The 14,640-nt window shown below is 47.8% G+C and carries 16 protein-coding genes; 1 reads left to right on the forward strand and 15 read right to left on the reverse strand.

Translation table 11 applies throughout. The annotated features are described in order from the left end of the window. Positions 1 to 28 precede the first annotated feature (28 nt). The 11 genes from lepB to METTU_RS22245 form a co-directional block, all read right to left on the reverse strand. Positions 29 to 805, reverse strand: a complete 777-nt coding sequence (gene lepB / locus METTU_RS05405; protein ID WP_006890298.1) for a signal peptidase I — start codon at positions 803 to 805, stop codon at positions 29 to 31. A gap of 188 nt (positions 806 to 993) precedes the next feature. Continuing rightward, positions 994 to 2,793 carry a translation elongation factor 4 gene (gene lepA, locus METTU_RS05410; protein WP_006890299.1) on the reverse strand — a complete coding sequence of 600 codons (1,800 nt, stop codon included), beginning with the start codon at positions 2,791 to 2,793 and terminating at the stop codon, positions 994 to 996. Positions 2,794 to 3,005: 212 nt separating this feature from the next. After that, positions 3,006 to 3,791, reverse strand: a complete 786-nt coding sequence (locus tag METTU_RS05415) for a DUF3530 family protein (protein WP_006890300.1) — start codon at positions 3,789 to 3,791, stop codon at positions 3,006 to 3,008. After that, the gene (locus tag METTU_RS05420) at positions 3,788 to 4,843 is read right to left on the reverse strand and encodes an AI-2E family transporter (RefSeq protein WP_006890301.1); all 1,056 of its coding nucleotides are present in this window, start codon (positions 4,841 to 4,843) and stop codon (positions 3,788 to 3,790) included. The genes METTU_RS05415 and METTU_RS05420 overlap by 4 nt, the downstream gene beginning before the upstream one ends. Before the next feature lie 309 nt (positions 4,844 to 5,152). After that, positions 5,153 to 5,476 carry a cold shock domain-containing protein gene (locus METTU_RS05425; RefSeq protein ID WP_006890302.1) on the reverse strand — a complete coding sequence of 108 codons (324 nt, stop codon included), beginning with the start codon at positions 5,474 to 5,476 and terminating at the stop codon, positions 5,153 to 5,155. A 213-nt stretch (positions 5,477 to 5,689) separates the two neighbouring features. Then, entirely contained in the window at positions 5,690 to 6,061 is a 372-nt protein-coding gene (locus METTU_RS05430) for a hypothetical protein (protein WP_006890303.1), read from the reverse strand. A 152-nt stretch (positions 6,062 to 6,213) separates the two neighbouring features. Continuing rightward, the gene (cobO, locus tag METTU_RS05435) at positions 6,214 to 6,750 is read right to left on the reverse strand and encodes a cob(I)yrinic acid a,c-diamide adenosyltransferase (RefSeq protein ID WP_006890304.1); all 537 of its coding nucleotides are present in this window, start codon (positions 6,748 to 6,750) and stop codon (positions 6,214 to 6,216) included. Between the two features lie 205 nt (positions 6,751 to 6,955). Further along, complete coding sequence (locus METTU_RS24335) at positions 6,956 to 7,600, reverse strand: IS630 family transposase (RefSeq protein WP_254257828.1); 645 nt, start codon at positions 7,598 to 7,600, stop codon at positions 6,956 to 6,958. Beyond that, complete coding sequence (locus METTU_RS24340) at positions 7,597 to 8,070, reverse strand: helix-turn-helix domain-containing protein (protein WP_006893918.1); 474 nt, start codon at positions 8,068 to 8,070, stop codon at positions 7,597 to 7,599. The genes METTU_RS24335 and METTU_RS24340 overlap by 4 nt, the downstream gene beginning before the upstream one ends. A gap of 34 nt (positions 8,071 to 8,104) precedes the next feature. After that, the gene (locus METTU_RS05450; RefSeq protein ID WP_040580088.1) at positions 8,105 to 8,317 is read right to left on the reverse strand and encodes a type II toxin-antitoxin system RelE/ParE family toxin; all 213 of its coding nucleotides are present in this window, start codon (positions 8,315 to 8,317) and stop codon (positions 8,105 to 8,107) included. Positions 8,318 to 8,400: 83 nt separating this feature from the next. Then, positions 8,401 to 8,538, reverse strand: coding sequence for an addiction module protein (locus METTU_RS22245; RefSeq protein ID WP_081466873.1), 138 nt, complete (start codon positions 8,536 to 8,538; stop codon positions 8,401 to 8,403). 235 nt (positions 8,539 to 8,773) lie between these two features. On the opposite strand from METTU_RS22245, the gene METTU_RS05455 reads away from it, so the two are divergent. Next, positions 8,774 to 9,241, forward strand: coding sequence for a transposase (locus tag METTU_RS05455; RefSeq protein WP_169624857.1), 468 nt, complete (start codon positions 8,774 to 8,776; stop codon positions 9,239 to 9,241). Positions 9,242 to 9,496: 255 nt separating this feature from the next. Here the strand turns inward: METTU_RS05455 and METTU_RS05460 are convergent, their stop codons facing one another. The 4 genes from METTU_RS05460 to nirB all read right to left on the reverse strand — a co-directional run bounded on the left by METTU_RS05460 (position 9,497) and on the right by nirB (position 14,398). After that, positions 9,497 to 10,369 carry a hypothetical protein gene (locus tag METTU_RS05460; RefSeq protein WP_006890306.1) on the reverse strand — a complete coding sequence of 291 codons (873 nt, stop codon included), beginning with the start codon at positions 10,367 to 10,369 and terminating at the stop codon, positions 9,497 to 9,499. 215 nt (positions 10,370 to 10,584) lie between these two features. After that, complete coding sequence (locus tag METTU_RS05465) at positions 10,585 to 11,502, reverse strand: PhzF family phenazine biosynthesis protein (protein ID WP_006890307.1); 918 nt, start codon at positions 11,500 to 11,502, stop codon at positions 10,585 to 10,587. After that, on the reverse strand, positions 11,499 to 11,861 hold the full coding sequence (nirD, locus tag METTU_RS05470; protein WP_006890308.1) for a nitrite reductase small subunit NirD: 363 nt from the start codon (positions 11,859 to 11,861) through the stop codon (positions 11,499 to 11,501). The genes METTU_RS05465 and nirD overlap by 4 nt, the downstream gene beginning before the upstream one ends. Then, complete coding sequence (nirB, locus tag METTU_RS05475) at positions 11,861 to 14,398, reverse strand: nitrite reductase large subunit NirB (RefSeq protein WP_006890309.1); 2,538 nt, start codon at positions 14,396 to 14,398, stop codon at positions 11,861 to 11,863. The genes nirD and nirB overlap by 1 nt, the downstream gene beginning before the upstream one ends. Between the last annotated feature and the right edge of the window lie 242 nt (positions 14,399 to 14,640).

Consider the following 14,640-nt stretch of genomic DNA (forward strand, 5'->3'; position numbering starts at 1 on the left):
TTTATTAAAAGAAATAAGTATAGAGCAGTTATTTCAACACGGTGCCAATCCGATCAAGACCTACACCTTCATGTTGCCAGTCCCAACTCATCCAGATAAAAAATGCTTTTCCAACCAGATTTTCTTCAGGAACCGTACCCCAGTAACGACTATCGTTGCTGTTGTCGCGGTTATCGCCCATCACAAAATAGCTCCCTTTCGGCACGATATAAACACCTTCGGCGGAAGCTGCGCCATTTCTGATCAGAATACTGTGTTCAACGCCGGTCAAATCTTCCGACAAATGCTCATTCCCGGTCATATCCTCGCCTTGCCCCACGCCCTGATAGCGACCTAAAGAAACCTGATTGATGGGAACGCCATTGATATGCAGTTTTTTATCGTGATAAGCGACCCGGTCGCCCGGCAAGCCAATCACGCGCTTGATATAATCGACAGCCGGATCTTTAGGATAACGAAAAACGACAATATCCCCGCGCTGAGGCTCATTCAACTCAATGACTTTTTTATTGATAACCGGCAACCGTATTCCGTAGGTAAATTTATTAACCAGAATAAAATCGCCTATCAGCAAAGTCGGCATCATCGATGCGGAAGGTATGCGAAAAGGCTCGGCTATGAATGAGCGCAGCAATAACACAATCAACACGACCGGGAAAAAAGAACGCGCATACTCGACCAGTAAGGGTTCTTTTTCTTCATCAAAAACCTCCCCTGTTGATTTGAGTACCAGCAAATACCCGCCCCAGATTACACCGGTAACCAGCGTGGCGACGGCAAGAAAAAAGGAAAAATCGTAGTCCATGGTTATATAGTCAAATGAAAGATTAAAAACTGTAAGATTATTCGTAACTGCCCAGCGCCACCAAACACAATGGAACGCTGATGACGCTGATGAATATGATCAACACAGATAATTCAAGAAAAATCTTATTTCATCATAAACATCAGCGTCATCTGCGTTCTATTTTTTTAACTGCTGAATAGTTACGATTATTCCTTGTTAAGCTGCAAAACGGCCAGGAATGCCTCTTGAGGAATCTCAATATTACCGACCTGTTTCATGCGTTTTTTACCGGCTTTTTGTTTTTCCAGCAATTTTTTCTTACGGCTAATATCGCCGCCGTAACATTTGGCAATCACGTTTTTCCGCATCGCTTTAACGGTGGAGCGGGCAATGACCTTGGAGCCGATGGCCGCCTGTATCGCAACCTCGTACATTTGCCGCGGGATCAGGTCTTTCATCTTTTCCACCAAATCCCGCCCCCGGTTGTTACTCAGGTCGCGATGCACGATGATCGATAAAGCATCCACCTTTTCGGCATTAATCAACACATCCAGCTTGACCAGCTCGGCCGGTTGAAAACGCAGGAACTCATAATCAAACGATGCAAAGCCCCGACTCACCGACTTCAAGCGATCGAAGAAATCCAGTACCACTTCGCTCAACGGCATTTCATAATGCAACGATACCTGTCTGCCGACATATTGCATATCTTTCTGCACGCCGCGCTTTTCTATACACAGCGTGATGACCCCGCCCAGATAAGCTTGCGGAACCAGAATATTAGCGCGAATAATAGGTTCTCTGACTTCCTTGATGGTGCCCATATCCGGCAATTTGGCCGGATTATCAATCATCAGAACCTGATCGTTATGGGTAATGACTTCGTAGATAACGGTAGGCGCTGTGGTAATCAGGTCAACATCGTATTCCCTTTCCAAACGCTCCTGCACGATCTCCATGTGTAGCATACCGAGAAAACCGCAACGGAAACCAAAACCCAAAGCCTGCGACGTTTCCGGCTCAAAGTGCAAGGAAGCATCATTGAGATTCAACTTGTTGAGCGCCTCGCGCAAATCTTCGTAATGATCCGAACTGACCGGATACAACCCGGCAAAAACGCGCGGTTGAACTTTTTGAAATCCAGTAAGCTGTTCGGCAGCCGGATTATCCGTCCAGGTAATAGTATCGCCGACCGGCGCGCCGAAAATATCTTTAATACCGGCCACGACATAGCCGACTTCGCCGGTATTTAAAATTTCTTTTTCCAGCCGTTTTGGCGTAAAAACCCCGACTTTCTCGGCGATAAACGACTTGCCGGTGGACATGATGGTGATCTTTTGCTTTCTGCGGATACTGCCATGCATAATCCTGACCAGCGACACCACGCCCAGATAGCTGTCAAACCAGGAATCGATAATTAACGCCTGTAACGGACCGGCAGTATTGCCTTCAGGCGGCGGAACTTTAAGCACCAGTTGTTCCAGCACATCTTCAACGCCCAAACCTGTTTTAGCGCTGATCATCAGCGCCTCGTCGGCAGGGATACCGATCACTTCTTCAATCTCAGCCTGCACCCGCTCCGGTTCGGCAGAAGGCAAATCGATTTTGTTCAGCACCGGCACCACTTCCAGACCCTGCTCTATCGCCGTATAGCAGTTGGCGACGCTTTGCGCCTCAACGCCCTGAGCCGCATCGACAACCAGCAGCGCGCCTTCGCAAGCCGCTAACGACCTGGAAACTTCATAAGAAAAATCAACATGCCCGGGGGTATCGATGAAATTAAGCTGGTAAGTCTCGCCGTCTTTCGCCTTAAAATCCAGCGTGACGCTCTGCGCTTTAATGGTGATGCCGCGCTCTTTCTCAATATCCATCGAATCAAGCACTTGCGCGGACATTTCCCTGGCGCTTAAGCCGCCGCAGATTTGAATAAAACGATCCGCCAGCGTCGATTTACCATGATCGATATGCGCGATAATGGAAAAATTTCTTATATGTTTTAAATCCACTTGTATTTCAACTTGTTATGTATAGTGTTAACGCATTGTGCCTAACATTGCCAAGACTTAAGCCTTGCCTTTATCCGTATTTGCACACCTTAAATTTAGCTGGACATTGTAACAGATCTAGACCTACTCAAAGCCTACTTTCACCATCAATCTCAAGGGGATGATTGCTCGCCGTGAAGCTTTCTTGATTCAGCCCCATTCGACAAATCAAGTCATTGGGCAACGGGAGCCGCCTCCACCGTTACCCCCAGCCAACTGTATATCCGCTTAACCAGCAAGCCTTCATCATGCAGGTAAGCGTGGCCTTCATCATTGATTTTAACCTGCCGGTAGCCCGTATTTTCTTTTGCCGCCAAGCGCCGATCCCTGGCGCTTTCCGTAACATCAGGTACGTCTACTGCACCATAAATATCCAGCATCGGCATCTTGATTTTCTTGATAAGTTCCAGCGTTTGGGCCGTTTTGTTCTCGGTGGTCGGCACCGGCAAACTAATGGTCACCAATGCTTTAATATCCGCCACCTGCTCACTCAGGGCATAAATGCCCATCAAGCCTCCTAAACCATAACCGACCACAACAATATTTTCTGCACCATTGCTCTTTGCATAGCCAATTCCGGACTGAATCCGCGCCGCCGCCTCAGGAAACAACGCATAATAGTCTTCCTTTTCAACACCTACTTCTCTGAGCGGCATTTGCAGCGAAAGCGTTGTCCAGTTATGTTCGGGTAAAAAGACTCTCAAATCGTAAATCAGTTGTTTCTGATCGGGATGCCCATCCATGTCATGAAGAATAATAACGACGCCCTTGCCGGCGGCTTTTTCCGTTTCCGTATAAAGGCCGAGAAATTTTCTCCCTTCAGCCTCCAGCCAGACCGCCTTGCCTATCGTCAGGGTTTTGTTAATGCCGTCGGCAAAATCGGCTTCCCGCTTTTCATCGCCGGCCAAGCAAACGCCACCCGCCAGGCAAAGCACGAAAACGATAAACCTGAGGCTCATTGCCGACCGTAAAAATCGCTGTATCGATATAAATCATGCACATGCCGCAACAACACCATAATGACCGAAGCGACAGGCAATGCCAGCAGGATACCCAGAAAGCCGAATAATTGGCCACCGGCCAATACCGCAAACATGACCGCAACCGGATGCAAGCCGATTTTATCGCCTACCAGCATCGGCGTTAGCACCATGCCTTCCAGAGATTGGCCGATGATAAAAACGATAGCGACCGGCACCAGTTGTATTAATTCATGAAATTGCACCAGCGCCGCCACACAGGCCATAACAATGCCGACGATTGACCCCAGATAAGGTACAAAACTGACCAGCCCGGCCAGCATGCCTATCAACAAAGCCACATCGAGACCGGTCATCCACAAACCAATACTGTAAATACCGCCCAAGGCCAGCATGACATAGAACTGCCCCCGGACAAAAGCCGCCAATACCGTATCAACTTCACCGGCAAGTTTGGTAGCGGTCGGCGCTACACGGCGGGGCAATAAATCATGGACTTTGGCAATCAGGCCATCCCAATCGCGCAATAAATAGAAAGTGACCACGGGAATTAACAGCAGATTCATCAGCCATTCGGCTATCACTCCGCCGGAATGCGAAACCGAGCTCATTAACGTTGCAGCAATGCCGCCCGCTTGCTCCCAGTGACTTTTAACAAGATTAATAATCTGATTGAGATTAACCGGCCTGATGCCCAGATGAAATCGCCGCTGCGTCCAGGGAATGACGGTCTCATTCAACCACGCGACATAGGCAGGCAGATTGCTCACAAAATGCTCGACCTGATACTCCAAAAGGGGGACGAGCAGCAGTAAAACCAGCACAAAAACCAGCGTCATCACAGAAAAAACTACCAGCACGGCCTTGGTTCTGGATAATTGATAGGTTTCCAGCTTATCGGTTAGCGGATCGCCGAGGTAAGCCAGCATCGCCGCAAATGCAAACGGCATCAACACCGGCGCTAACAGATAAACCAGCCAGGCTGAACCTGAGATAAAAGCAAAGACCAGCCATTTTTGTGAATCGGTCATTACGAATCCTTAATGTGATTTATATCTATGGTAGTGGATTAGTTACCGCTCAGTCATCGCCGCTGTAGTCTGACGAATCGCCCGAACCGTTGCTATGCCTTTATTGAAAGTAATTATTTGAATAGTTAAGTCACCTGACTTTATGGGTCTTGATCGGAAAACAATAAGACCCTGGGTAGCAAGACAGATAAGAAGAAGGTATAAGCTCATTTACCGCATCACGGTGTATCCCACCGTCTATAAACAAGCCGATGTAGCGCACCCATAGTAAGCGGCGTCACATCGGCTTATAAAAAACGTCCGCTACGATTAAGGCGCCAAGTTGAGTGCAATAATCGCTGCGACAATAGCCACCAAAGCCAGTGCTACCAGTACAATGCCCTGCCTGGTGTTAAGAAAGCCCGGGGCTTTGTCTTCCAGAATTTCCACGCCTTCGATATGCGCATTAATCGCTTTGTACTTGCCCCGATTATCTCTTGCAACCTGGTAATAAATAACATCGCCAGTTACCGGGCGGCGACTCGTTCCCTTGAGCGCCGAGATATGTATAAAAATATCTTTTCCACCGTCATCAGGACTGATGAAGCCGAATCCCCGATCTTCTTTCCATGTTTTTAAAACTCCTTTAATCATTGTTTTTGTCATAAAAATTTCTTTTTTGTTATTTTAACCTTACCTGCGCGAATGCAGATTAAGGGGCGTTAGCCTTGTGGCGTCTAAGTTTTCAGGTTAAATAAACAAGGCGTATTCCAGAGTGATGATAATCACGCAATAAAAAACCGTCCTATCGCCGGATCAATCTAGTGGCTTGCAAAACAGATGATCCGGCCAGAGAATCCCATTAACCTAGATTTTTTTCTTTATGATGACCTTATCATCAATAATCAGCTCCGAGATTCCGCCCAGAGAGGCGTGCAATGTACACGACGCATTTTTGAATCCGCCCTTATTGGCATTTTCACCCACCCACTTCAAAGTGACATAAGTTTCCTTGTCACTCTCGACTGCACTAGGAAAAAATACTTGCTCTCCTGTTTCTTCCTTGATTTTCGGCGGACATTTTTCACTTGCCATGGTTTGCATAGCAACATTGTTTCTAATCCTTGCGGCGGCTTCCACTTGTTCAACAGGCTGGTCTTCTTTACTTAGGCCGACCAAAACAAAGCCCATTACAAAAACGGCAGCAACAGCTAACATGATTTTTTGTACTTCAGACATTTTCTTCTCCTCGTTGTGACAATCGCTAACCATTTTACAGGTTGGTCAAGGTATTTACCTTAAAATTCTCTACGCTCCATTTATCCTCAACAACTTATGTCGCACGAGTTAAAAATCCTGAGCCCTACATCATCCATTAAACGCAATACTTTTTAAAATTCAATACCTTGCTCAGCCTTGATTCCCTGTTCATAAGCGTGTTTTATTTTAGTCATCTCGGTCACGGTATCGGCAACGTCTATCACTTCGGGTGCAGCATTGCGGCCGGTCAAGATTAAATGCAGCCAAGCCGGTTTTTCATCGCGGATAAAATCGGCTATTTCCTGACCGGAAATCCAATTATAGCCACAGCAGTAATTGATCTCATCCAGCAGCACTACATCGAATTCTTCAGACATAATCTTGGCCTTACTGAATTCCCAAATTTCCCGGCTGGTTTTAATATCCTGTTCGGGATTTTTAGTATCCCAGGTAAAGCCATCACCCAAAACATGCCATTCGATATTGTCAAAACGTTCGGCGGCTTTTTGTTCGCCGGTTTGCCATTTCCCCTTAATATATTGGATGACGCAAACCTTCATATCCCAGCCTGCAGCACGAAAAACCATGCCCAAGGCGCTGGAAGATTTTCCCTTGCCCGAACCGGTATTGACCAAAACCAGTCCCCGTCGTCTATCTCTGGATTTCATAACCGTTATTCCTTACTTTGAGTGAACATAAGAGCTCGCGTGTCTTATAGCGACCGGCATTATCGCCTGAATCGGCTTCAAAACAAATGACAAGCCTTGGCGAGATCAATTCGCCAGAGAATTTGTAAAAGCAATGAGGAGGGTTCGAACAGGATGGGTTGGGATAGTTTCGAAGGCAGGGCGCCAAAAGTAGGCGCGTCTCTATCTAATGCACAATGTAAGACTTGACCCCGTGTTTTGCTATCAATGTCAAATGTAAGGCCTGACCCCGGCTTTCGCCGATGTCACTCAGGATTTCCAACACCCACTTTTTCAAGTGTCCGTAACTTTGATAGGCATCAAGCGGCAACCATTCGTACTTAACTTTACGCCAGAGTATTTCGATCAGGTTCAGCTCCGGGCTGTAAGGCGGAAGAAAATGTAAGCACACACCACGTTGTTGCCAGCCCGCCAGCTTTTCTTTGAATACGCCGCTACGATGAATGGAAGCATTATCCAACACCACACAGCACGGCACTTTAGTTTCTTCGTACTTGCCGGCATACGTTTCGACAAACGCATCAAAGGCATTGACAACCGTATCCGTTGTCACCGATTGTTCGGAGCTGTGGAAAAACAGATCATTGCTGCGACTCAAAAAACCTAACACATTCATGCGCTTGCTACGATAGCAGGGTATTTGTCGGGTCTCGCCAATCCGTTGCCATCCATAGGGTACACAGGGTGTCGTGCTAAATCCGTTTTCGTCAAAGTAGTAAAGCTTCAATTCCCCATCATCCTCTTGCTGTTTCAAGGCCTTCAGATATGCCTTATCACGTTGGAAATCTGCTTCATTACGCTTTCCCTTCACTGATTGCCGACAACGTTTCCAGGCATAGGCACTTTTTTTAAAATTCGTTTAAAGGTGTCAAGGCTGGCTTCCTTGCCCGTCTCCTCCAGCAATCGTGCTGCGGCGGCCTTGGGCTGGTGGGGGTTTTTGTCAATATAGCCCAGAAAAACGGCTTGTTCCTCAACCGTGAAGCGCACAGGCCTACCGCTTCGTGGACAATCGTAAAGCCCTATTAATCCCTCTGTTTCCCATTTGTCTAACCATGAGCTGACAGTCTCATGCTGGGACTCAAACAATTCGCTCAGCCGTGCAATTACATACCTTCTATTATTCAATAAGATAGCATGTGCCCGTTGTCTAACCCGGAATAAGGGGTGGTTACGATAGGCTTCGGTTAACGTTACTTCCTCTTCCGGGGTCAGTTTGGCGATGAATTTCAGGTGGACTCCTAATTTTTGTCTGTTATTGCAATCGTTTCCAGTTTGACACAATAAATTTACTTCCTAATAACTTTCGCATTACTACTTACACAATGTTAAAAGGGAACCAACGCAAAACAAAGCGACGTGTACCGGAAACCCATGGTGTACCTAACTCCGGATTTCCCGACAAAAGCGAGGTTGCTTTTTCAAACTCTGTGATGAATGCCAAGCCAAGCTGTTTATTTGCCTGCTCAGAATAAAAAGCCGCCGCATTATTCAGGTCGGCCGTAGCAGACGGGTGAACGATTATTTTCACTTCAAAGTTGCACGAGCTTGTGCGATCACTTCTTCGAACGCCATGCCGGCAACCGCTCCACTCTCGATCTCGGCAACACGCCTTTAAACTTCAACGGCCCAAGCGGATTCGATTTCGTTATCTTCATCAAGACTGGCGATGATGTGTTCCGCTAACAACGCACGCTCAGCGGGTACAAGTTTTAATACCTCAGCTTCCAGAATTTCAAATTGTGTTGACATGACATTCCCTCCAAACGATAAGTTTTAATTGTAACGTTTTAGGGCGGTTTCGCGCCAGCAAACCGCCAATCGACGCACAATATCCAATACAATCGGACATAAAAAATCCCCGCTTGGAAAAGTCCAAACGGGGATTAAATAGATCATCCCGATCATGGCGGATTGCCTAACGGCGAAACCCTACGAATGATCCACCTTACAGTGTTCAGACATCGCCAAAACATTAGGGACGGGGTTGCAAACCCCGTCCCGCTTGAAAGTGACGACCGCGTTTAAAGTATTGGCAGAAATCGGTGCTGACTTATCACGATTTAAAGATGCCAAGCATTTTGCCCCGTGGTTGGGATTGTGTCCTGGAACAAAAATATCCGGGGGTAAAAAAATCTCGGCCGCAACGAGTCGCACCACCAACCGTGCTGCGCAAGCACTCAAAATGGCTGCGGTAAATTTACGCGCCAGCCAATCGGCTTTAGGCGCGTACTACCGAAGACTTTGTGGCCGCATGGACAAAGCCAAAGCCGTCACCGCTTGCGCCCATAAACTGGCTCGGTTGATTTATGCGATGCTCACCAAAGGGGAAGACTATGTGGATCAAGGACAAGAACATTATGAAGAAAAATATCGTCAACGGGTCATTAAAAACTTAACCAAACACGCAGAGAAATTTGGTTTTCAATTGATTCCTGTACCCGAAGGCGTTTAAAAATACAAATTATATCAACTAGTTAAAATGAGCTTCTTGAGAGGCTGGGATACAGAGATTTAATTTTACCCTGACCCCAGTTATTTTCTTGATCAATCCTGAAAGTAGCGTGTGACACCGGGTCGTAGGCTGGGTTGAATGCAATGAAACCCAGCATTGGTCGACATCAGAAGCTGGGGTTCGCGTTGCTCTACCCAGCCTACGGCCCTGGCTACATATGATCCACCGTACAGCGTTTTTGTATGGCACCAAGTATCATATGGGGGCAATTCTTACTCTATAGTAGCCAAGAGACATGAGCATGACTGGAAATATGGCTGCAAGAAAATAGGCGATCAACATTTCACGAGAAAGCGCGTTATCTAACCAATACGCAATGCCCGAATGGTCACCTACTGATGAATTCCTTGCTGTGACTGATTCTTGAGTAGTGTTGCGCTTCTCTTGTGTTTTATCAATCTTGTTTACCAGTATCAAAATCCGAGCATTGTTAGCCTCGATGGCTTTCCGTCGCTCTGCCGTAGACTTAAGTTTAAGTAAGTCAGTATTGGACTTGTATAGCTCCTTGAGTTGTTCATTTTCTAATTTTGCGTCCTCTTGTAAATTTGTAATTCCGGTCGATTCGCTTTTAGAAGTGGCTTCATGGGAGTGCAGTTGAGCGGCTCTGTGGGTATCTGCAATTTGAAATACCACAGAGATAAATGGATACGATTGACAAATGCAGAATAGTATTAAGACTGGAAGCGGGGATTTGTTCAGGGAGTTCAGACGCCAGAATTCAATCGAAAGAAATATACTAATAACCTCCAGTATCAACAGTAATGAGGGAACCGCGTACACTTGAGATACGTTTATTAACTCACTTGTTTTTCGAACAGCATCAGCGGTGGCAGAGTTCTGACTCAGAGCAATATTGGGTTTAGATAGCGTTTCCAGCGGCGGAATAATAGTTCTATAAAAATTGACTGTTGATGGCATAGCAGAGAATGTGTACGCCGCTGATGCACACAAGAGAAGAATTGTCGATAGGATCTTACTAACATCGAAATTGATTATGCTCTGTAGAAATGAATATGCAGCATCAATGGATGATGGACTGAATGGATTGTTTTTTTCATCGGATGTCACAAATATCCCCTAAGGTTAATCAGATTGTTAGTAATGGAAGTCCTAAAGTGAAGTAGACACTTTTTCAGGCGTATATTAATTTTTTCAATCGCAGGCGCATAACGCAACTCCTGCAATCCGTTAGACAAGATACTATAACTATTGAATGATTGATAGCGTCCCGTTTCGGCAACTCAAAAACACACCTACAAAACTCGCGAATCCCATGCGTATTCCTAACCCGGAATATTCATAACCCCCTCAGCCACCATAACCGCCGCACCACCAACCCGAATAGTCAACATACTCTCCCCCTTATGATCCATCTCCAAATTCAACACACTACGCCGATTACTCTGCTCCCCCCGATCCACGGTAAATGTATAAGTCCCTTTCTGCATAAAATCAAACGAGCACAGATACGAAGCAAACGCAGGCATAGCGCTACCGACCGGCGGATCGTCGTGAATGCCGATTCTTGGCCCCAGCAGACGGGCATTAAAATCGGCATCCGCATACGGCGTTTTCGGGGAAAACAGCAGGATTTCCTGGGCGGCGGTTTGCGGAGCAATCGATTGGCTCCAGGCCGCATAATTGAATTTTGCGTTTCTTACGCTTTCGTAGCGCCAAACCGGAACGATCAGATACGGAACGCCGCAAGACACCAGACGCATAGCGTATTTTTTATGGTCAAGTTCCGACGGCTGTATGGTCAAAAAACTCGCCAACTCGTCATCGCTGGGCGTGAAGTAATCAATGACCGATGTCACTTTACGGGTGAACTGCACAAAACTGGGTTTGCCGTCTTCAGCAGAAATATTGACGTTGACCGGGCCGGTATTTTGCTCGAAAACCATCGGCGTAACCACTGCATTCAACTGAATGTCGCCGCAACTTGCCAGCACAAAAGCGGTGGCGATAATCGGATGTCCGGCAAAATCGACTTCGCCCAGCGGTGAAAAAATCCGCATCACGCGGTTGGTGATTTGTTTATCGGGATGAAATACAAACACCGTTTCCGATAGGTTCAACTCCCTGGCCACCAGCTGCATTTGCTCTTTGCTTAAGCCTTCGGCATTGGGGAAAACGGCTATTTGCGCGCCGCTGAAAATCTGTTTGGTAAATACATCGGCGATGTAATAGTTGTATTTCATAACGCTGGCTCTCCGTCATGCGGCAATGCTGAAAGGTTGACTTGAACGCTGCCGTTTTCAATGCGGATCGCATAAACGGGGATTTTCACGGTTTCATCTTCCAGACAAACGCCGGTTTGCAGGTTAAAGTGTTGTTTGTATAAGGGCGAAGCGACCACCGGTTGCCCGCCAATATCGCCGATTAAGCCGCGCGACAGGACATTGGCGTTGCCGAACGGGTCGTAATTGCCAACCGCATAAACTTTTGCATCGGGCTCCGGCATCCAGAAAATCGCCACTTGCTCCCCTTCAACCAGTGCGCAAACCCCCGAATCAGGCTGCAAGTCATCAACACTGCAAACATCTATCCACTGAACCATTAGGCTACCTCCACCAATTTAAAATGCTTGCGCTCGTTTTCATCGGCAGGACGAATCTGGCCGCGTTCTTCAACAAAGATGACATTATCATCGGACTGGTCGCTGTTGATGAAATGCCGGAAGCGTTTGAGCTTGGCTTCATCTTCAATCGCGGCTTTCCACTCGCATTGATAAGTATCGATCACATACTGCATTTGCTGCTCCAGTTGATCGCACAGTCCCAGCTTGTCTTCAAGCACTACCGATTTCAGGTAATCCAGACCGCCTTCCATGTTTTCCATCCACACCGAGGTGCGTTGCAGACGGTCGGCGGTGCGCACATAAAAACTCAAGAAGCGGTCGATGTATTTAATCAGGGTTTCCTTGTCCAAACCGGTGGCGAATAAATCCGCATGGCGCGGTTTCATGCCGCCGTTTCCGCAGACATACAGGTTCCAGCCGTTTTCGGTGGCAATAATGCCGACATCTTTGCCCTGCGCTTCGGCGCATTCTCGGGTACAGCCGGACACCGCGAATTTGATTTTATGCGGTGAACGCAAGCCTTTGTAGCGGTTTTCCAATTCTATCGCCAGCCCCACGCTGTCATCGACGCCGTAACGACACCAGGTGCTGCCGACGCAGGATTTAACCGTACGTAAGGACTTTCCGTAAGCGTGCCCCGATTCAAAACCGGCATCGATCAATTCTTTCCAGATATGCGGCAATTGATCGACCCGCGCGCCGAACATATCCACGCGCTGCCCGCCGGTGATTTTGGTATAGAGTTTGTATTTTTTACCGACCTGCCCTAACGCAATCAGCATGTCGGGGCTGATTTCGCCGCCGGTGATGCGCGGCACCACCGAATAAGTGCCGTCTTTTTGCATGTTGGCTAAAAAGGTGTCGTTGGTGTCCTGTAGCCCCAAATGATCTTTTTCCAGGATATGCTCATTCCACTGCGAAGCCAAAATATTGCCGACAGTCGGCCTGCAAATTTCACAGCCTTTGCCCTTGCCGTGTTTATGCAGCAAATCGGCAAAGGTTTTGATTTGTTCGACCCGAATCAGGTTGTGGAGATCCTGCCGGGTATAGGCAAAATGCTCGCAAAGATCGGTATTGACTTCAAATCCCTGTTTCGACAATTCCGAATCCAGAACCGATTTAAGCAACGCAGAACAGCCGCCGCAACCGGTCGCGGCTTTGGTTTCCGCTTTTAACGCGCCCATCGTCATGCAGCCGCCCTCAATCGCCGAGCAAATCGTGCCTTTGGTCACGTCGTAGCAGGAGCAGATTTGCGCCGAAGCCGGCAACGCATCCGGGCCCAAACCGACCGACTCGTCGGAGCGGTGCGGTAAAATCAGCGCATCGGGATTCTCCGGCAGTTCGATACCGTTCAGGCAATATTGCAATAAGGTTCCGTAACCCGACGCATCGCCGACCAGCACCGCGCCCAGCAATTGTTTTTTATCCTGACTGACCACCAGGCGTTTATAAACTTCGCTTGCACCATTTTGGTAAGTGTAAACCATCGCGCCTTGGGTTTTGGCATGAGCGTCACCGATACTGGCGACATCAACACCCATCAGTTTCAACTTGGTGCTCATATCCGCGCCGGTAAAGCTGGCGGCATCGCCCGCCAAATCGGCCACCACCGTGCGCGCCATCGCATACCCCGGAGCGACCAATCCGTAAATCATGCCATTCCACAACGCGCACTCGCCAATCGCATAAATGCTAGGATCGGAGGTGCGGCATTGGTTATCGATGACGATGCCGCCGCGCTGGCCGACTTCCAGCCCGGAAGCTCTGGCAAGATCGTCTCGCGGGCGAATCCCTGCCGAAAACAGCACGATGTCGGTTTCCAGCTCTTCGCCGTCGGCAAAACACATTTTATTAATGCATTGTTCGCCATCGGTAATGATGCTGGTGTTTTTGCCGGTATGCACGATGACGCCTAAATTCTCAATTTTCAGCCTTAACATCGCACCGCCCGCGTCATCGAGCTGCACCGCCATCAAGCGCGGAGCGAACTCGACCACATGGGTTTCCAAGCCTAGATCCATTAACGCCTTGGCCGCCTCCAAACCCAACAAGCCACCGCCGACGACGGTGCCGACCTTGCCTGTTTTGGCAGCGGCGGCAATGGCTTCAAGATCTTCAATCGTCCGATAAACCAGACATTGCGCGCGATCATGCCCGGGAACGGGCGGCACGAATGGATACGAACCTGTCGCCAAAACCAACTTGTCGTAAGCTATGGTCAAGCCTTTTGCCGAAGTGACGGTTTTGTCGGCTCTGTTAATCGTTGCGACTTTGTCGCCTAGATGAATGGTAATGCCATGCTGTTCAAAAAAGCCGTCTTCGACTAAAGACAGTTCTTGCGCCGTTGTGCCGGTAAAAAATGCCGATAAATGCACCCGGTCATAGGCTGCTCTGGGTTCTTCGCAGAAAGTAATAATTTCATAGTGTTCTTTAATGGGGCTTTCAACCAGACTTGCCAAAAAAGACTGTCCGACCATGCCATTACCAATGACGACTAATGTTTGTTTGACGCTCATATACAACCTCGATAACGATGTTTCCTGTTTGGAGTTGTAGAGCAATGCCTGTGCCACAATAAACAAGCCAGTGATTTTAATTACTTATTGAACCATCAGCCTGAAAAATAAAGTACTGCAATGAGCCAAGATGGTGCGTGTAAACAAGTAACGCTCATTATAAGTGCAACAACAATTACATTTTCATTGCCGCAGGCGCGTTTACTAGCGACCCGACACGCCTCCGCATTATTCGGCACAAC

This window comes from Methylobacter tundripaludum SV96, assembly GCF_000190755.2.
Taxonomy (GTDB): Bacteria; Pseudomonadota; Gammaproteobacteria; order Methylococcales; family Methylomonadaceae; genus Methylobacter_A; species Methylobacter_A tundripaludum.